This is a genomic window from Flavobacterium azizsancarii (assembly GCF_027980145.1).
Classification (GTDB): Bacteria; Bacteroidota; Bacteroidia; order Flavobacteriales; family Flavobacteriaceae; genus Flavobacterium; species Flavobacterium azizsancarii.
Genome location: NZ_JAMZNK010000062.1, coordinates 1 through 19,965, shown reverse-complemented (window position 1 = coordinate 19,965; position 19,965 = coordinate 1). Strand labels below are relative to the sequence as shown.

General features: G+C 33.5%; 12 protein-coding genes. 8 read left to right on the top strand and 4 right to left on the bottom strand.

The window, feature by feature from the left end; translation table 11 throughout:
• The first annotated feature begins 296 nt into the window (after positions 1-296).
• From purL to NJT12_RS22740, 4 genes are all read left to right on the top strand, one after another.
• Positions 297-3,950 (top strand): phosphoribosylformylglycinamidine synthase, encoded by a 3,654-nt coding sequence (gene purL, locus NJT12_RS22755; RefSeq protein ID WP_414655403.1) that lies wholly within the window; start codon positions 297-299, stop codon positions 3,948-3,950.
• Positions 3,951-4,276: 326 nt separating this feature from the next.
• A complete protein-coding gene (locus NJT12_RS22750) occupies positions 4,277-6,679 on the top strand; it encodes a TonB-dependent receptor (RefSeq protein WP_271338412.1) in 2,403 nt (800 codons plus the stop codon).
• Between the two features lie 138 nt (positions 6,680-6,817).
• Positions 6,818-7,249 (top strand): hypothetical protein, encoded by a 432-nt coding sequence (locus NJT12_RS22745; protein ID WP_271338411.1) that lies wholly within the window; start codon positions 6,818-6,820, stop codon positions 7,247-7,249.
• Positions 7,250-7,430: 181 nt separating this feature from the next.
• Positions 7,431-9,209, top strand: coding sequence for an AMP-dependent synthetase/ligase (locus NJT12_RS22740; protein ID WP_271338410.1), 1,779 nt, complete (start codon positions 7,431-7,433; stop codon positions 9,207-9,209).
• 91 nt (positions 9,210-9,300) lie between these two features.
• On the opposite strand, the gene NJT12_RS22735 is transcribed toward NJT12_RS22740, so the two are convergent.
• The 4 genes from NJT12_RS22735 to NJT12_RS22720 all read right to left on the bottom strand — a co-directional run bounded on the left by NJT12_RS22735 (position 9,301) and on the right by NJT12_RS22720 (position 17,298).
• Positions 9,301-9,879: a hypothetical protein gene (locus NJT12_RS22735; RefSeq protein WP_271338409.1), complete on the bottom strand. Its 579-nt coding sequence runs from the start codon at positions 9,877-9,879 to the stop codon at positions 9,301-9,303.
• Positions 9,880-11,206: 1,327 nt separating this feature from the next.
• On the bottom strand, positions 11,207-16,279 hold the full coding sequence (locus tag NJT12_RS22730; protein ID WP_271338408.1) for a DUF4132 domain-containing protein: 5,073 nt from the start codon (positions 16,277-16,279) through the stop codon (positions 11,207-11,209).
• A gap of 137 nt (positions 16,280-16,416) precedes the next feature.
• Positions 16,417-16,851 (bottom strand): hypothetical protein, encoded by a 435-nt coding sequence (locus NJT12_RS22725; protein ID WP_271338407.1) that lies wholly within the window; start codon positions 16,849-16,851, stop codon positions 16,417-16,419.
• A 300-nt stretch (positions 16,852-17,151) separates the two neighbouring features.
• Entirely contained in the window at positions 17,152-17,298 is a 147-nt protein-coding gene (locus NJT12_RS22720; RefSeq protein ID WP_271338406.1) for a hypothetical protein, read from the bottom strand.
• Positions 17,299-17,491: 193 nt separating this feature from the next.
• On the opposite strand from NJT12_RS22720, the gene NJT12_RS22715 reads away from it, so the two are divergent.
• The 4 genes from NJT12_RS22715 to NJT12_RS22700 all read left to right on the top strand — a co-directional run bounded on the left by NJT12_RS22715 (position 17,492) and on the right by NJT12_RS22700 (position 19,916).
• Positions 17,492-17,893 carry a helix-turn-helix domain-containing protein gene (locus NJT12_RS22715; protein ID WP_271338405.1) on the top strand — a complete coding sequence of 134 codons (402 nt, stop codon included), beginning with the start codon at positions 17,492-17,494 and terminating at the stop codon, positions 17,891-17,893.
• Between the two features lie 257 nt (positions 17,894-18,150).
• Positions 18,151-18,717 carry a hypothetical protein gene (locus NJT12_RS22710; protein ID WP_271338404.1) on the top strand — a complete coding sequence of 189 codons (567 nt, stop codon included), beginning with the start codon at positions 18,151-18,153 and terminating at the stop codon, positions 18,715-18,717.
• A gap of 5 nt (positions 18,718-18,722) precedes the next feature.
• Entirely contained in the window at positions 18,723-18,929 is a 207-nt protein-coding gene (locus NJT12_RS22705) for a hypothetical protein (protein ID WP_271338403.1), read from the top strand.
• Positions 18,930-18,992: 63 nt separating this feature from the next.
• Positions 18,993-19,916, top strand: a complete 924-nt coding sequence (locus NJT12_RS22700; protein WP_271338402.1) for a toxin-antitoxin system YwqK family antitoxin — start codon at positions 18,993-18,995, stop codon at positions 19,914-19,916.
• The last annotated feature ends 49 nt before the right edge of the window (positions 19,917-19,965 follow it).

Here is a 19,965-nt window from a genome sequence, read left to right as displayed (position 1 = left end):
CGCAAATTTATTCTCATTTTAATTCATTTCAAAAAAGGAGTCCCGAGTGGTCGCGAACAGGCGAAGCAAATCTCCGCAAGTAACTCCATAACGAAAGTCCAATCTTTGTCCAGCTTCGCGCGGAGATTTCTCCTGCGTCGAAAAATGACAAACAATACGATTAATCATTACTTTAATTAAAACTTTGTGCCTTTCTATCTTTGTGGCAAAAAGTTCAAAAGACTTTGTTTTCAAATTTGCGCTTGCTATTTATTTACACTAAATTTGCACCTCAATACAACAAACTACACAAAACAATGATCCATTTCTTTGAAAACCAAAGCAAAACTGTTTTTGCCGTACAAACGCAAAACGAAATTTCGGCTCAAGACATTTCAAAACTAAACTGGCTTTTTGCCAACTCTAATAAGATCGAAAAATCCGCAATGACGGATTTTTTTGTTGGTCCTCGTGCCACTATGATCACACCTTGGAGTACAAATGCTGTAGAAATCACTCAGAACATGGGTATTCCGGGCATTATCAGAATTGAAGAATTTCATCCCGCAACGGAAGATTTTACTGATTTTGATCCAATGCTTTCACAAAAATTTAATCAATTAGATCAGGAGATTTTCACTATCAATGTACAACCGGAACCAATTCTGGAAATCGATGATATTGCCACTTATAATAAAGTAGAAGGTTTGGCTTTAAGCCAGGAAGAAGTAGATTATTTAGATAATCTGGCTGTAAAACTGGGCAGAAAGTTAACCGATTCTGAAATTTTTGCTTTCTCACAAGCGAATTCAGAACACTGCCGTCACAAGATTTTCAACGGAACTTTTGTAATTGACGGTGAAGAGAAAGAAACTTCTCTTTTTAAATTAATCAAAAAAACATCACAGGAAAACCCTAACGATATCGTATCTGCTTACAAAGACAATGTTGCTTTTGTAAAAGGACCAAAAGTACAGCAATTTGCACCTAAATCAGCTGACAAACCTGATTATTACGAGGTAAAAGATTTTGATTCGGTTTTATCTCTAAAAGCAGAAACCCACAATTTTCCAACAACTGTAGAGCCTTTCAACGGAGCTGCAACAGGATCAGGAGGAGAAATTCGTGACCGTCTTGCAGGTGGTCAAGGTTCTTTGCCATTAGCAGGAACTGCAGTTTATATGACTTCTTACTCTCGTTTGAACGACGATAGAAAATGGGAAAATGCTGTTGAAGAAAGAAAATGGCTGTACCAAACTCCAATGGATATTTTGATCAAAGCTTCAAACGGAGCTTCTGATTTTGGAAATAAATTTGGTCAACCGCTTATTACAGGTTCGGTTTTAACTTTCGAACATTCAGAAAACGATCGCAAAATTGGTTATGATAAAGTAATCATGCAAGCGGGCGGAATTGGTTATGGAAAACTGGATCAGGCAATTAAAAAGAAACCACAAGAAGGTGATAAAATCGTAATTCTTGGTGGAGAAAATTATAGAATCGGGATGGGTGGAGCTGCGGTATCCTCTGCAGATACAGGAGCTTTTGGTTCAGGAATTGAATTAAACGCGATTCAACGTTCGAATCCTGAAATGCAAAAACGTGCTGCTAATGCCATTCGTGGTTTGGTAGAAAGCGATCATAACCCAATTGTTTCGATTCACGATCACGGAGCTGGAGGACATTTAAACTGTCTTTCTGAACTAGTTGAAGAAACTGGCGGATTAATCGACCTTGATAAATTGCCTGTTGGAGATCCTACACTTTCTGCAAAAGAAATTATTGGTAACGAATCTCAGGAAAGAATGGGATTGGTTATTGGTCAGAAAGATATTGCTATTTTGCAAAGAATCGCTGACAGAGAGCGTTCGCCAATGTATCAGGTTGGAGATGTTACGGGAGATCACCGTTTTACTTTTCAATCAAAATCAAATGGTTCAAAACCGATGGATTATGCTTTAGAAGATTTCTTCGGAAGTTCTCCTAAAACGGTTATGACAGATAAAACTATCGACAGAAAATATGCTGATATAACGTATTCAGCTAATGATTTTGAAAAATATTTACAAGACGTTTTACGTTTAGAAGCTGTTGGTTCAAAAGACTGGTTAACGAACAAAGTTGACCGTTGTGTGGGTGGAAAAGTAGCCAAACAACAAAACGCAGGACCTTTGCAATTGCCATTGAATAATGTTGGGGTTATGGCTCTGGATTATTTAGGTAAAGAAGGAATCGCAACTTCTATTGGCCACGCTCCTATCGCTGCTTTGATTGATCCGGTTGCAGGAAGCAGAAATGCTATTGCAGAATCGTTATCAAACATTGTTTGGGCACCAATTAAAGATGGTTTAAAAGGTATTTCATTATCTGCAAACTGGATGTGGGCTTGTAAAAACGAAGGTGAAGACGCTCGTTTGTACGCTGCTGTTGAAGGTTGTTCGGAATTTGCAATCGAATTGGGAATCAATATTCCAACAGGAAAAGATTCGCTTTCGATGAAACAAAAATATCCAAATGACGAAGTAATCGCACCGGGAACGGTTATTATTTCGGCTGGAGGAAACTGTACCGATATTAAAAAAGTGGTAGAACCTGTTTTACAGAAAAACGGAGATTCTATTTATTATATCAACTTATCTCAGGATGATTTCAAATTAGGAGGTTCTTCTTTTGCACAAATCAGAAATGTAATCGGAAAAGAAACTTCTACTATAAAAGATGCTTCTTTCTTCAAAAATGCATTTAATACCATTCAGGAATTAATTGGTAAAAACCAAATACTTGCAGGTCACGATATCGGAAGCGGTGGTTTAATCACTACTTTATTAGAATTGTGTTTTGCTGATGTAAACCTTGGAGCAAAAATTGATTTTAGCGCTTTCGCGGAAAAAGACTTATTAAAAATCCTTTTCGCTGAAAACATCGGAATCGTTTTTCAGGCTAAATCTGATGCAGCTGTTGAAGCTAAATTAAAAGCTAATAATATCGAATTCTTCAAAATTGGTTCAGTACAAGAAACTGCAAGTTTGGAATTTGGAATTTATAATTTGGATATTGCGAAGTATAGAGATATCTGGTTTGAAACTTCTTATTTATTAGATCAGAAACAATCTAAAAACGGAACTGCTAAAGCTCGTTTCGAAAACTATAAAAATCAGCCATTAGATTATACATTTCCAACTCATTTTACAGGAGAAAAACCAGTAATTGACGCTTCGAAGCCAAAACCTAAAGCAGCGATTATTCGTGAAAAAGGAAGTAATTCTGAGCGTGAAATGGCAAATGCTATGTATTTAGCCGGATTTGATGTAAAAGATGTTCACATGACGGATTTAATTTCTGGTCGTGAAACACTTGAAGACATTCAGTTTATTGGTGCTGTTGGAGGATTCTCTAACTCTGATGTTTTAGGTTCTGCAAAAGGTTGGGCCGGAGCATTTTTATACAACGAAAAAGCAAAAACAGCTTTGGATAATTTCTTTAAAAGAGAAGATACTTTATCTGTAGGTATTTGTAATGGTTGCCAATTGTTCATGGAACTTGAAGTAATTAATCCGGAGCATGAAGTACACGGAAAAATGCTGCATAATACAAGTCAGAAACACGAAAGTATTTTTACATCTGTAAAAGTTCAGGAGAATAATTCGGTTATGTTATCTACTTTAGCCGGAACTACTTTAGGAGTTTGGGTATCTCACGGAGAAGGAAAATTCAATTTACCAATGGCCGAAGAGAGTTATAACATCGTTTCTAAATATGGTTACGAAGGTTATCCTGCAAATCCTAATGGTTCACATTACGACGTAGCGATGATGTGTGATAAAACCGGAAGACATTTAGTGACTATGCCTCACATTGAGCGTTCGACTTTCCAATGGAACTGGGCACATTATCCAAAAGACAGAAACGACGAGGTTACGCCTTGGCACGAAGCTTTTGTTAACGCAAGAAAATGGATTGAGAAAATCTAAAAAATATATTTATTTATTACTAAAAACGCTCGAATTATTCGAGCGTTTTTTTGTTTTTTTATTGCCACTAATTTCACGAATTTTCGCGAATTATTTTTTTAATTGTTTGCTAATTGCAAACAATTAAGTTACATTTAAAATCATTTTAATTTCTTAATCTGTGGCTAATTTTAAAATTACAAATTAATTAATTCGTGAAAATTCGTGAAATTAGTGGCAAAAAAAACCTCAGCGAAAACCTTTACTTAATCAGCTCTAAGACTAATTTAATGATATCTTAAGGCACTTTTAGAAGCCTTTTTTGCTCGTATAAATATCTTTGTCTCATGAAAAAATGCAGACAAAATCTATCGCTTTTAATTCTCTTATTATCTATATGTCAATTTTCATTTGGACAAAACTCTTCTGTAAAAGGAATTGTTTCTGATGGAAAACTTCCTGTTGAATTTGTCGATGTTATTTTAAAGAATGCAAATGATTCTACAAAAGTTGTTGCATATTCTGTAACAGACGTTGCCGGAAATTTCTCTTTAGACAATGTAATTTCTGGCGATTATCAATTGCAATTCAAATTAATAGGTTTTAAAACTTTCACTCAAAAAATAAAAGTTACAACTGTTCCCATTACTATTGGAACTATAACTTTACAAAACGACACTAACTTACTGAATGCCGTTGTTGTCAATTCTCAGAGAAAACAAATTCAAAAAACTGATGAAGGCTTTGTTTTTAATGCGGTTTCGAATATCTCGCAATCCGGCGGAACTGCTACAGACATGCTAAAAAGTATTCCAACAGTTGCCGTTGATGCTGACGGAGGAATAACCCTGAGAGGGAAATCGCCAATGATTTTAATTAACGGAAAAAACTCTGCGATTACCAATATGGATCAAATCGCAGCAAGCAGTATCGAAAGTATTGAGGTAATTAGTAACCCTACTGCAAAATATGATGCGAATGCAGAAAGCGGAATCATCAATATTAAACTAAAGAAAAACAATCAGAGCGGGATTAATGGCGCTGTAGTTTTAGGCAGCGGATTTGGTGCAAAAGGAAGATTGAACAGCTCGGTACTTTTGAATCAGAAAACCGAAAAATGGAATTTCGGTTTAGCTTATGACAATCGTTTCGCCGGAAGAACAAAAAAAATAAAAGGCGAAAGAACCAATAATTTTATTGATGATGAACATTTTATCAATCAAAATAGAAACGACGAACGAACTGAAGGATTACAAAATCTAAAATTTAATATTGATTTTTCTCCAAATGAAAGAAACAGTTTTTCATTTGAAGCTTTAGGAAATTTGGAAAGTCAGGATAATGATGAGACTTTGTACACACAAGTAAACACAAGTGCCAATCAGTTTTTCTCGAATAACAGGAGACATTCTCTGGAATTGGAACGTTCAAAAGTAGGCGAATTAGCTTTTAGTTATGACAGAAAATTTGCTGATGATCGCAAAAATCTGAATGCAAGTATTACTTCTTCTTTTAATAAACACAGAGAAAATACAGATATCGACACTTTTAACTATGATCAGTATAATACAAAAATTGGTGATGCTTTTTTGCAAAGAACACACAATTATGAGCAAGAAAACATTTCGAATGCTATTGTAAATTATGTCATTCCGGTTTCTGAAAAATCAGTTATAGAAACGGGATACAAAGGAACTTTCCGATTTTTTAATTCAGATTTTCAAAGTGCTGACATGACTAATGGCGAATATGTTATAAATCCTTTAGCCAGTAATGGTTTTAAATATAACGAACAAATCAATGCTGTTTACGGAATGCTAAACTCCTATATAGGCGATACAGAAAATCCAAAATGGAAATATAATCTGGGCGTGCGCGCAGAACAAGTTTCAAACAATGGAAAAACACAAAACAACAGTGATAATTTCTCTAATCATTACCTGAAATTTTTTCCGTCTGCATCATTACAAAGAAATTTAACCGCTGATGAATTTATAAAAATTGGTTATAGCAAACGGATCAATCGCCCGGATTTAGACGATTTGAATCCTTTTATAGATATTACAGACGCCTTGAATCCTCATGGCGGAAATCCGTATTTGAAACCTGAAATTATTCATATTGCCGAGATGAGTTATAATAAAGAGTGGTCGAAATATTCGTTTTCTACCAATGCTTTTTATAGAAATGCGACTGATGCCATTAGACAATATGCAGAACTACAAGACAATGGAGTTATCTTCCTGCAACCCCGAAATATAGGAACTACTGTAACTTATGGCTTAGAAACTATTTTTAGCCTGAAACCTATTGGTTTTTATGATGCAAATATTAGCGTAACAGCTTTTCAGCAACATATTGATGCTTCAAACTTGGTTCAAAACACAGTCAATAATGCTTTTAGCTGGTACGGAAAAATCATTAATAATTTTGTTCCCTGGAAAGGCGGAAAACTACAAATTATTGGCAATTACAATTCGGCCTTGGCTACCGCACAAGGAAAAAGGATTCCAATCTATAATGTCGATATGGGTTTTCAGCAAAAATTAGGTAAAGGAAATGCCCGTTTAGGAATGGTGGTTACAGATATGTTCAACACCCTGGAAAGCGGTTATAAAAACAACACATTACTTTTTACCAATAACCGAACTTCTAAGTCAGATACCCGTGCGTTGATGATTACTTTTGCCTATACTTTTAAATCTGATTTTAAAGAAAAACTATTGGAAAACCAATTTTCAACAGAGTAATATTTGATAAAAATAAAAACAATAAAAAAACACATTCTTGTAATTTGGATTCATTTTTCTATGGAAATTTTGAACTATATTCGCCAAAAAAATCGTCCCTGATTTTTTTGCCTCCAAAAATAATTAAACCTACATAGAATGAAATTTGTACATTTATTACTCACTACGTTATTTTTTGTTTTTACACAATCCTACTCCCAAGTTCACGTCGATCAGATTACATATAATGGCCGTGATCACTATATTACCACCACTATTGGTTACCCAGTTCCCGGAACTTATATTCCTACAGGACAAAAAGCACCAACTACAATTTTAAATCCTGATGGTAGCGGCGTTATTCAGGCCGACGATTTAAGCAAAAATAAGATCAACTGGGGAATTGAGTGCACAGATGAAGGAATTCCTGTTTTTAAGGAAGGATTTAATAGTGCATCATATACATTCTGGTTCAGATCAAATGATAGTGAAGCCTGGAGTTATTCTCAATTTTCTATTCACTTCGCCAAGAAAAAAATGTTTCTAATGGGAGAAAGAGTAAAAGAGTATGTTGACTATAACGTTCAATAATTTTATCCTAAAATTTCTATTATAATATAAATTTTTCTCGGTATTTCGAAAAATTACTACAAAAAAGAAAACGTTTTCGTAGATTTTCTATTGTACCTATAATTTTTCCCATAAAATTGTATAAAATTAAAAATCATACCTTATTTTTAATTAATTTGCGGTAAAATTCAATATATTAAACATGGTTTCAATCACACGCCTTTTTGATTTTCCTTATTATCAACAAGAAACTTATAACCTTCAGGTTGCTTTAGCAACTAAAAAAAATGGAGTCTGGGAAAAAACATCTAGCCAGGAATATATTGCAAAAGCTAATGCTGTTTCGAGAGCATTATTACGTTTGGGCATTCAGAAAGATGACAAAATTGCCCTGATTACATCGAACAATCGTACGGAATGGAATATCATGGATATTGGTATTTTACAAACCGGTGCACAAAATGTTCCTGTTTATCCAACAATTTCAGAAGAAGATTACGAATATATATTAAACCATAGTGGCAGTATGTACTGCTTTGTTTCTGACAAGGAAGTACTTGACAAGGTAAATGCCATAAAAGCAAATGTACCAACCTTAAAAGAGATCTATTCGTTTGATGAAATCGAAGGTTGTAAACATTGGACTGATTTATTGGCCCTTGGCGAAGATGACAGTAATCAGAACGAAGTTGAAGCCAGAAAAGACAGTATTCATACAGACGATTTAGCTACAATTATTTATACTTCAGGAACCACCGGAAGACCTAAAGGTGTTATGCTATCGCACCAAAATATTGTATCGAATGTTTTAGACAGCGCACCAAGAATTCCGTTTGATCCGGGAAAAAGTACCGCTTTGAGTTTCTTGCCTATTTGCCATATTTTTGAAAGAATGATTTTGTATATCTATCAATTTTATGGTGTTTCTGTTTATTTTGGAGAATCAATTGACAAAATCAGCGATAACTTAAAAGAAGTGCGTCCTACCGTTATTACAGCTGTACCAAGGCTTTTAGAAAAAGTTTACGATAAAATTTATGCAAAAGGTGGCGAATTAACCGGCATCAAGAAAAAACTATTTTTCTGGGCTATTGATTTAGGCCTAAAATATGAACCATACGGTGCCAATGGCTTCTGGTATGAATTTCAGTTAAAAATTGCCCGAAAACTTATTTTTAGTAAATGGAAAGAAGGTTTGGGAGGAAATCTTGAATTAATGGTTTCCGGAAGTGCCGCTTTGCAACCCCGTTTGACAAGAGTTTTTGCTGCTGCCGAAATTCCGGTTATGGAAGGTTACGGTTTATCTGAAACATCTCCGGTAATTGCTGTGAACGACCAAAGAAATAAAGGTTTCAAGATTGGAACTGTTGGTAAACCAATTCGCAACGTCGAAGTTAAAATTGCACAGGACGGAGAAATTCTTTGCAAAGGACCAAACGTAATGTTAGGTTATTTTAAAGACCCTGAAAAAACTGCTGAAGCATTACAAGACGGATATTTCCACACCGGAGATATTGGTGAAATTGACAGCGAAGGTTTCCTTAAAATTACAGATCGTAAAAAAGAAATGTTCAAGACTTCTGGCGGAAAATATATTGCTCCCCAACTTATTGAAAATGCAATGAAACAATCTCGTTTTATTGAACAAATCATGGTTATTGGTGATGGAGAAAAAATGCCTGCTGCTTTTATTCAGCCTAATTTTGAATTTGTAAAAGAATGGGCAAAACTGCATAAAATAACTTTAGGAAGTACGGATGCATCGATTAGCGAAAATGCTGATGTGATTAAACGTATTGACGAGGAAGTGGAGAAAATCAATGAAAAATTTGGCCACTGGGAAAAAATCAAACGTTTTGAATTAACTCCGGATGTCTGGTCTATTGATGGTGGACAATTAACTCCTACTTTAAAATTGAAACGTAAAATTATCAAAGAAATTTATAAAGATCTTTATCTTAAAATCTACGATCATAATTAATCAAAATAATATAACCAAATGAAAATGGCTGTCTTTTTAAGACAGCCATTTTTTATTTGACGAAGATTTCCTTCAATTGAACAATAGAGTGCTAGCCACTCGAAAACCGGATTCTTTTTTCCGGATATCCCTTCTGATCTCCTTTTTTAGAAAATAGAGTGGTGAAATTAGAAAAAAGACTTCTTTGTCTAGAATGCTCTCCTGGCTTTTCGTTTTCTATAAAACTAGCGGTTTCTCTAGTCTTTTTCTCTGTTTTAACAGTTGCCGTAGCTTTATAACTGCTTTCAATTTGTTTTGCATCTTCCATTCTACACATTTTATTAAAGTTTTTGAAAGGACGTGGTTGAAAATCAACCATAACTGCTGCTAAATTTATTGCATCAATATTAGACGGATCTGTTTCTCCTTTAAAGAAAGTTTCGATAGGTCTAAACTTATCTTTTTGTTCTTTAAATTTTTTCTTTTTGGTATGATCAAAATCTATAGAAAATAAATTTCTAAAAACATTTAAGTCATCCTGCGTTGCGCCATTCTCGAAAATAAGCCAGCAAAAATCACGTAACTTTCCACGAGAAGGACTGTACAAATAATCAAAGTATTCGCCCTCTTTTTCTATCTCGTATTTATTTCTAATCGCTTTTTTGTATTTATCTAATGTATTGTTGTTCATAATATTTTGTTTTATTTTATTAATTTTTAATTTGCTGCTAAGTCGCTAAACTTGCCACTAAGGCGCTAATGCACAAAGTTTTATTTTTATTCTTTTAATCATTCTTTTTTTTGCGTTATCAGCCTGCCGCAAAGGCATAAGTACGTTAAGTTTTTTACTTTGAGCCTTTGCGCCTATACGACTTTGCGCGAAAATCATTTCATACTTATCTTTTATATACTTTGTCAATCTCTCGCAAAGACGCCAAGTCGCCAAGTTTTTTTACTTTGAGCTTTTGCGCCTCTGCAACTTTGCGCGAAAATCATTTTACTCATTACTTTTTCAGTCTGCTACTAAGTCACTAATCTTTTAATTCAATTCTTTATAAAAAAATCTTTGTGTCTTCGCGCCTTTATGGCAAACCTAAATTTTAGGGCACAAAAAAAGCACCCGATTAAAGGTGCTTCATGAGATTCAATAAGACATATCTATCCTACTGCCGTTCATGCACCTGTATTGTAAAACATCCCGAAACGAATCCTGGGGCGTGTAATTCTGAGTTATATGAGTTATATTTAAAATCCATTTTATTTATTGTATTGTATTTTTAAATCATTATTGTTTGAAATTCAATCTTCAAATTTCTTCGACAAAGATATAGTGTAAAAGATCAATTATGCAAGTCATTTTTAATATTTATTTTCCTAACAATCAAATAGTTACCTCTAAATAAAATCATAAAAATGGCTGTCCGCATAATTGTGCAGATATTTCATTTTATCAAATGACTGTCTATCATCAGATTACTTTTCAAGAGTATATTTTGTTATTTAGTATTATCATGTTACATTTGGTCAATTATTTTTTTGATTCTTTTTGTCAAAATTCTTTTTCTGTCATACTGAACGAATTATAAGAACATTTTCTGTCATAATGAGTATCCTAAATTATCAAACTTAGACTTTGCTAAGTCAGACAAAAACAAAAAAAGCGCCCCGAAAAGGACGCTTTTATATATTTATGTTGAGTTTGTAACTACAATTTACACTTCAATTCATTAAAATACATATTCCATCCTGAACCTTTAGCCAGAACAAATCCTGCTAAACGATCGCTATATGCTATTGCCGATAGACTGATATATATGCTTTTCTTTTCCATTTCAGGTACAAATGTACGTGTTTTCAGGAATATAATTTAACATTTACATACAATAATCCTGAAATATTTATAATTGAGATAAAAATTTTAACCTAAATTTTCCCTTAAAAATCCCATAGCTTTTTTGTATAAAAACAAAATCGCCCTGATATTCAGGGCGATTTTTAATTTTTGAGGTTTATAAATTTTAAGCGTAAGTTTTATCAATCTGACTTAAAATTGTTGGATCTTGTATTTCATTGTCTTTTGCAAACAACAATACTTTTGACATTACCTCAGCCGATTTTGGATCATCGTCTGCAAATGGCAGGAACAAACGTCCTCTATGTTGTGAGTGAATTGGCAGCACTGATAAATATTTACCAGGCATCTGATGTACTACTGCGCTTCCTAAATGTACGCTATAATCTGCCAGTTGCCCTTTTATTATGGCATGATTTTCTTTAATCTCTACATTTTTAACTTTAAACAAGCGTAACGTTTCTCTCAATAAAACAGCTCTCATTTCGATTGAAGAATGACTGGCTTCAGGATCAACACCTCCAACATGGGCAACACTTACAACCAAATCAATGTCGCGCATTACTTCTGAGAAAATCCTTGGATTAACATCTTCAAATGCTATGTTTTTATAATCCTTTAAAGAATGAAATTCAATTGTTTCCAATGTTGGACTTTCTACATCTGCCGGAGAGAACCAGTCTGCCATCGCATACATTTTTACCTGATAGCCTTCTTTATGAAAAACTTTCTGTAATCCTTCTTCATAATCTACCTTCCATCCTCTGGTTTTTAATAAAGCCAAAGTCTGGTTGGGTTGTACCTGATGTCCGGCATAACGTCTTGAAACCGATTTCTCTTTTAATTCATCCGGAGTTGGAACATACAATTCCCTGAATACTTGTTTAAAAGGCTGTTGCAATTTATTGTCAAAACAATATGTTTGATAATCTGTCCAGACATTATTTTTATGAAGGTCATAACAATGCGCAATTCTAAAAGTCTGCTTTTCGTTGAGCGAGATCACTTCTCCTAAAGCAGTTACCAGATTTCCACCAATATAAAAACCAATCTTATCATCATTAGATATAAAAACTAATTTTTCAAGATGCTTCGAAATTATCGGATGCTCAAAAAGATTCTGCATTTCGGCATAAAGAAACTCATCACCACGAATCATGCTTTCTTCCAGTCCTTTTCTCGAACGCGTCCATTGTTCGCGCATGGTTTTGCGATAATTGGTTAATTCCAGAATTGCTTTGTCCTTTTTATACTTTGCCGGAATTGCTTTTATTTCTTTATCGCCTTTAAAAGTTACTAAATCTGCTTTTCCTTCTTTATTAATTACAAGGCTTATTGTTACGTCATCGAGAGTAACTTCTGTTTCTTTTGATAAAATATTCTGAACTTGCTTGGTTTCCATCGCCCAGGTTAAGCGAACCGGATCCGGATAACCAGCATTTCGGGCTAAATTTTCGAGCGCAACACGAATTGCCAAAGCTTCGCTGGCTTGCTTCATAGAACCAAATTCCTTGCTTTCTTTTTTAAACTGCTGCAAATATTCATAACGTGACAAAATATCTTTTTCAGGACTTGCTTTACTTAAAGGCACTAATCCGTAAACCCTTAAATAATCCTGATCTCTTTTATCCTTTACTTTGGCTGTAACTTCCCTGATTTTCAAATCTCCTGTGATCGTATCTGCATACAATCGCGCACGTCTGTGTCCGTTTCCATCCGTTACATATTTGGCAGATTCGTATAAAAGTTCCCATTTGGCTTTGCCTAATTTTTTATAAGCAGATATAAACCAGTCTTTGTCAACTGCACCATCTTTAAAATCCTGTAAATCTATTGACGAAAATTTAGCCATTTCGCTTTCCAGTTCTGAATTTACTGCGCTGTAGCTTGCCGTTTTTGTATGCGCATGAAACCACCAGATTCCTTCGTCTAAACCATCCCAGTCTAAATAATTACTAATTAACTTTTGCCATTGCGGTGCATAAATAGCGGTTTGAATTAACCTTTCTTCTGATATCTTCGCTTTTTTAATCGCTTCATTAAAAACTTCCTGCGTATCTGAAGGCAAAGGATAACATCTTTTTAATAGATAACTGAACAACTTTTGTTTGGTTAACTCTGTATAACTCCACGAATAGATATAGCCTTTGTATAAACTCGATTTGCCCAACGCTACAAGCATTTCGACCAAACGGTTAATACCAAATATCTTTTGAAAACTCTGAACCAAATGTGTAACAGACGTATTCGAATCTCCTCTTTTTACTTCTATATCTAAGAATGTTTCGCGGATTTTATTTATCATCGGAACAAAAAATGGAAATGTCTTGATTAACTCATCGCTTCCAAAATGTCTGTAATGTTTTGCCTCGCCTGTTAAAACAGAGATTCTTTCACTTTCTAAAATACCTTCATACAACTCTCCTTCTGTAATTAAGTTTTTATCAAATGCCGTAGCATAAAAGTAAATAGGCGGTTTATTTAGCGATTTATTTCTTTCTAATCCGTTTAGTTGTCTCCATCTGTACAAATTCCAGATTTTATTATTTTGCTCGTCTGTTAAATCAACTAAACTAATTTTGTTCAGATAGATATCGAAAAAATTCTGATTTTGCCAGCCATTTCCCTGATCTGAATTATAGTAATATTCATCTTTTGACGGTTTGTACTCAAATTCTAATACAGATTCCGGAAGATCAGCATACAAAGTGCTACACGCATCAATCAGGAAATCTGTTTTTTCTTTAAAGGTATATTTTAATTGCAAAGCGTTCAAAATACCCAAAATAGTATTATCCCAGTCGTAACCTCTTTTGTTTTGATGCGGTAATAATTCTTTAAAATAAAAAATATGTTTCTCCAGAAAATCGCGCCATACTTTTCGGTCACAACTGCTGATAAGAGTTAGCAAAAATAAATCTCTTTCGGCTAAACCTGAATTTTCAAACCAGCCGGACCAAATTTCATATAACGGATAATTAATAGCCACTGCTTCCGGATCTTTTTCGTCTTTCAGGTTTTTTACGCTTCTAAAAGTATTTCCCAATAAAACAGTTGATTTACTATTGTCATAGTTTTCGATTTCATACTCGTAATTTCGATTTTCTTCATACAATTGATACAATTTCGAAATTTCGGTTTTAATATGCGACATCGGTTTTGAGAAACCATATTGTTCCGCTTTTATTGCTTTGGCATACAAAGAATCTGCATCGGGTTTTGGCAATGCATAAGCCGAAATTTCGTTTGGAGTATAAAAACCAAATCCGTTTTCGGCACTCAGAATGTTCTTCTTTTTTGATGGTTCTAACTGCTCTAGAAATTTAGTTTCTTTCTCCGTAATTTTTGGCCTTGCCGAATATTCTTTGACCCAATCATTTACTTTTTCAGTCAGCTTATTATTTTTCTGAAGCTGCAGCATCAAATCCAAAATAGACATACGCTGTTCCAGATCGCCTTTTTCTAAAGTTTTATCTACAAACGATGTTATTTTTTCATCTCCCTGTTTTAGTAAAATTGCTGTTAGGTTTTTCTTTAAATTAGAATTTTTACGTTTGAATAATTCCTGAAAAATCGCAAGTTCTTCTTCGGTTAAATTTAAATTATTTAAAGTAGAAATAGCCGAAGCGACAAGAGATTCACCTCTGTCTTTTAAAATTCGTAAGGCAAAATTTCTTTGAAAATCCGTAGGTATCTCCTTTTCTTTGCCACTATTGCTTTTATAGCTGTAGAAAGAATAACAATAATGATCGCCTAAAATTTGTCTGGTTAGTTTCTCTCTTAAATTGATCGAAAATCCTTCGAAATGATTTAAAACACGCTCTAATCTTTCGTCATTATCACCAACCAGATTAATCGCAGCCGAATAAAGCGTATCTCTTTCGAACTTTATATTTAGCCATGAAAACACTTTGCCTTCAAACGTTTTTTCTTTTACAGTTAAAGTTTGCGCCAGATGGTATACTTTTTCGAAGAAATCAGGATAGTCTTCATTCTCAACATAAAACTTAGATTTTGCATTAGCATCCAGCATCGCATTCAATCTGGGGAGGGCAAATGCCAAAACTTGTAGGTTTTCGTCGTTTAAAGCTTTAAAATAAAGTGGCATTTCGATATATGGATCTTCGGTTTCTCCGGCAAATTTCAACGCCAGTGATTTTTTTTCAATAGAACCTTTATCCAGTAATTCATGCAGATACGGAACCGTTTTTTCTACATCAAAAACACCCTGAACCCAAAGCGCCATATAAGCTTCATTATTATTCTTACTTTGAATTCCGGCCGGAATCGTTTCGGGATTCGAAAAATAACCTGAAGCCAATTGAATGATATTTCGAACCGTTGTTTCTTTTTCAGCATCCCAACCCAAACCGGTCCAGGTGTCTATTGAACGTACAACCGATGAAAAACGGGTTAGTTTATTATCAACAATCACCTTAATCATGTATTGCAAAGCGCCAATACTGGTTTCGTCAAGTGCCTCTAAAACCGTCTGGCGCAAACCTTCCTGACGTTGTGCTGCCAGCAATAATTTTTCGACCAGTTCCCAACTTTCTTTTTTCTCGGTGTTTAAAAGTGCTTTGATAATGTTGCGGGAAACTTTTCCTCTTGGGTCTTTGTTGAAAATAATATCTTCGAACAATTGAAACAGATTTTCTTTATCTAAATCTATCGCTGCGGACCAAAGCATAAACTGATTGGTTGGATTCGAAATCTCGGTATCAAAACGAATTTGATCTTCGATACTCAAATCATAATAAAAGGTACTACTATCCTGATAATTATAAATTTGCGGGCTGTGAACTAAAGATCGTAAGAAGTTGACCTGATTTACAAGCAAATATTTTTTATTATTGGGAGCTCTAAAAGAACGTCTTGTGTAACCGTACTGATACATTTTTTGTGGCAGCCTGTTCCATGCTTCTTTTACATAAAGAGCATTTTCTTCTCCAAAAAAGTAAATCAGCAGATCGTAGTAATTTTTATCTTCCCAGATCCCGTCTTTTACCCATTTTTCGAATTCTTTGACTTCTGTCGAACCCAAAGAAACATAAGTACCATAATAATTATCTTTCAGTTTTAATAACTGCAAACCAAATTCGGCAACTTCTTTTGTAAGCTTTGTTTTTAATAATAATTTAGAAACTATATTGCTGTTTACAACTTCTTCCAGTTGCTTTTTAAATCTCGTAATTGGATTTTCAATTATCTTACTCTTCAAGAGATCTTCGATCGTCATAATATTTCTATTTATAAGTTATGGTAAAAATTTTGGCTGTATACTGTAAATATAATCCAACGGTAAACAGCACAAACTGATTTTAATTTGATTTGACATTTTCGTTGAAATTGTCATTGAATTTTGAATTTTGAAAACTACCAATAGCTTCCTGCTAAAAAGGTAAGTCTGATAAATGTGATGGATTTGTTTTGGGATAAATCAATTTCTTCCGTTAAAGTTTCGAGTTGGTCATCGCCATAAAAAATGGCATATAAACCATCTTCAAAAGCTAGAATAGCATTTTCCTGTGCCGTAACAACATTTACTTTGTTGTGATTGTAAATAGCACCAAAACCTACCTTGCCGGTATCTGTAAGAATTGGCAAATAGTTTTCTTTTGGCAGATGAATCGTGTCTTCATCTTCCCACTCAAATGATGCCGAATGAAACAATTCGACCTGATGTTTTACGATTAATTCTAAGAAATTACGAACAGAAAGGATTGAAGTAGTATTATCTAAACTGATGATTGTTTCCTGAAGTATAGGGTGCTTTTTCCCTAATTGCTTGACAGATATGGTAATATTCATTACTAAACAGTGGCTTAAATTAAAGTTCCTAAATTAGTAAATAAAAAGCTACAGACAAGTTGAACTTTGATTTTTTAATAAAAAATTAACCGACATATAATATGTGCCAAATTTCAATTAATTTTTAGTCTGTTTTGTTAGTCTTTTTTTTGATTGAATTGATTTTGAGTAATCATTTTCAGTTGAAGTGTTGAATTTTAGACGCAGATTATACGGATTCGCTTTCGCGAACACGCGGATTTAGTCGGATTTTTGAATTATTGTTTTTAATGATTTTCGCTTAGCATAACTTTGTTTTTATTAGCGCTCTTTCTTCACTTTTGATGTACTTGCCTCTTTAAGTCGTTTTGCTTGCGCTCTTGCTTGTTCTAAAGTTACAGGTCTTTGTTTTGCAAGTATTTCCATGCCTAACTCAGCTCTTTCTTTAAATGTTAATTTACAATTCATACGTTTTTATATTTAGGCTACTAAATTACAAAACATTTATTGTAGTCTTTACCTGTAAAATACTGTTCTGATTAAAGTAAGAAAAAGCATATATTTACAGACACAAAAAAACAACGGAAATTGTATTTTACCAAATTGATCTTGTTTTTTACCGATGAGTATTTTTTTAAAGAATTTTAAATACCTTTGAATTATGAGCACAGCAACTAAACCAAAACACATTGGCAGAAATATTAGCCGAATCAGAGAGCTTCGTGGAATGAAACAAGAAGCGCTTGCAGAAGCAATTGGCCTAAGTCAACAAACTGTTTCGAGTATTGAAACCAGCGAAACTGTCGATTTCGAAAAATTGGTACAAATTGCAAAAGTACTTGGTGTTACGGTTGAAGCAATTGAAAATTTTACAGAAGAATCTGTTTTTAATTTCTTTAATAACTTTTATGACAATAGTGCTAATAATGGTGCTCAAGGAAATACAACTAATAATCATTGTAATTTCAATCCTCTTGATAAAGTTGTGGAGCTTTATGAACGTTTGGTTCAGTCTGAAAAAGAAAAGGTTGAGTATTTAGAAAAATTGATGAACGGGAAATAGGATTTCTTTTTCTTTATATATAAAATGCGCAATGGGAGTTGCGCATTTTTTTGGTTTTAATCCCAATTAAAGTTAGTTTATATCTTCTTATTTTAGATTATTTCTTATTTTATTAATAACTTACTGAATAAAAAATTGTTTACCTTACTTTTTTGTAGTATTTTTACTTCTATAACATTCCGTTTTACAAGAAAAAAAATAAGAAATACTTTATTCTACAATTACACAAAGATTAGTACAAACCAATAATTTTTATTATGTTTAGAGATAGATTAGGGAGAAATAAAAATCCATTTGATAGTGATGACATCTGGGAAAAAAGAGATGCTATAGGAGAAATGCTGGAAGCTAGAAAAATTAATAATCGCCATGAGAATCTCTTTTCTTTTGATCATAATTTCTTTACTGATGGTCCAAATAGAATAGCTTCTGAAGGAGAACTTTATTTCGAGAGTAAGAACAATACAATTTATCGAGGAAACAAAGACGGTACTTGGACAAAAGCAACACAACTGAGTGAGGTTGTGGTTCAAAATTTAATAGCAAAAGTAAGTACAAGCGATGGAATAAGAGTTTTTGGATATGGTGGAGACCCTATTGCCGGAAGTGGAAATCTAGGGAACGACAGAGGTTCCGGATCTTTTGATGCTCCAGGACATAACTTTAATACTTATTTTGATTTAGGTTATTTTTTGGGGAAATTATTCCCTAATTCATCAACGATGAATCCATGGCTTTTGGAGTTTGAAATGAGATTAAAATACGGTACCCCAATAAGCAACCCCCAGTTTCAAAAAATGCAACTATATCTGATCCTGAAATGATTCTAATGCCATTGTATAATTATAAATCTACCGATGTTTTTGGAGGAAATCTTTCAGTAGTTCATGAAAAAAAAGTAAAAGATACACTTGTGCCTCCTTCTCAAAAAGATGTCATTGATATAATTAATGATGGTAAACGTAAAGAAGTGGAGAAAGAAGTGGAATATAAAAATAGAGGGGTTCAAAAAAAATTAGATCACTTCAAAGATTAATTAATGAAAATCACCCGTTTTTTAACTTTAATTATAAGACAACCTAATTAAACAAATAGAAAATTGAAAAAATATATTTTATTATCAGTATTAGTTTGCTTACTATTTTCTTGTGGTAAGAAGAAAACAACAATTGAAAATGAATTAAGTGCAATAGGAATTAATAAAGCAAATTATAATGTAATAGACACATTTTTTTATAAAAGTAAAAAGATAAAAACTTTGCGCTTTTTCAAAGAAAAATCAGATTATATTATGGTTGGGTTTTACGAATCAGGAAAAAAGAAATCAATTGCCAACATCAAAAATACCAATCAATGTTTTGATAAATTTATTGATTGGTATGAAAGTGGAAAACCTAAATGGGTTCGTCAATATGATAATCATGGGAAACAAATTGGAAAAAACATAAATTTTAGAGAAAATGGAACCTTCGAGCAAGAGTATGATAATGACACAAAAGAATCGACTGATTATTGGCTAAATGGAAAGCCAAAATTTAAATACATAGAAAACGTATCGCAAAGTTATCATTACGATAATGGCAGCTTAATGGAAAAATATACACAAAAAATAAAAGGTGAATCTTACGTAGAATATTTTAATGAAAATGGCGATTTGGTTTTTTCAGGACTTTATAAAAAAAGGATTCTTTTTAAAGACAATTTAAGATATAACGGAAAAATCATTTGCTATTTCAACAATGGAAAAATTTCACACTTTGAGAATATTGTAAATGGAATTCCGAATGGAAAATTTTACGCTTACTATGGTAATGGAAATCTAAAATATGAAAGTGAAGTAAAAAATGACGAAGAGATTTATTATAAGGCGTATTACGAAAATGGAAAAGTTAATCTTATCCGAGACAGAATAAAAAATACATTTACACAATGGGATGAAAAAGGAAAACTAATAGAACAAGTGGATATTTCGGTTCGATTTGTGCCAGTGATTTCGGTCGGACCGTGCCACCCATTTCGGTGAATTTGTGCCACTATTTCGGTTTGAATAGTGCCACTATTTCGGTTCAATT

What these genes read in the sequence shown, in the direction of transcription:
- purL (WP_414655403.1), top strand. Translation starts at nt 297, where the DNA reads ATGATCCATTTCTTTGAAAACCAAAGCAAAACTGTTTTTGCCGTACAA.
- NJT12_RS22750 (WP_271338412.1), top strand. Translation starts at nt 4,277, where the DNA reads ATGAAAAAATGCAGACAAAATCTATCGCTTTTAATTCTCTTATTATCT.
- NJT12_RS22745 (WP_271338411.1), top strand. Translation starts at nt 6,818, where the DNA reads ATGAAATTTGTACATTTATTACTCACTACGTTATTTTTTGTTTTTACA.
- NJT12_RS22740 (WP_271338410.1), top strand. Translation starts at nt 7,431, where the DNA reads ATGGTTTCAATCACACGCCTTTTTGATTTTCCTTATTATCAACAAGAA.
- NJT12_RS22735 (WP_271338409.1), bottom strand. Translation starts at nt 9,879, where the DNA reads ATGAACAACAATACATTAGATAAATACAAAAAAGCGATTAGAAATAAA.
- NJT12_RS22730 (WP_271338408.1), bottom strand. Translation starts at nt 16,279, where the DNA reads ATGACGATCGAAGATCTCTTGAAGAGTAAGATAATTGAAAATCCAATT.
- NJT12_RS22725 (WP_271338407.1), bottom strand. Translation starts at nt 16,851, where the DNA reads ATGAATATTACCATATCTGTCAAGCAATTAGGGAAAAAGCACCCTATA.
- NJT12_RS22720 (WP_271338406.1), bottom strand. Translation starts at nt 17,298, where the DNA reads ATGAATTGTAAATTAACATTTAAAGAAAGAGCTGAGTTAGGCATGGAA.
- NJT12_RS22715 (WP_271338405.1), top strand. Translation starts at nt 17,492, where the DNA reads ATGAGCACAGCAACTAAACCAAAACACATTGGCAGAAATATTAGCCGA.
- NJT12_RS22710 (WP_271338404.1), top strand. Translation starts at nt 18,151, where the DNA reads ATGTTTAGAGATAGATTAGGGAGAAATAAAAATCCATTTGATAGTGAT.
- NJT12_RS22705 (WP_271338403.1), top strand. Translation starts at nt 18,723, where the DNA reads ATGCCATTGTATAATTATAAATCTACCGATGTTTTTGGAGGAAATCTT.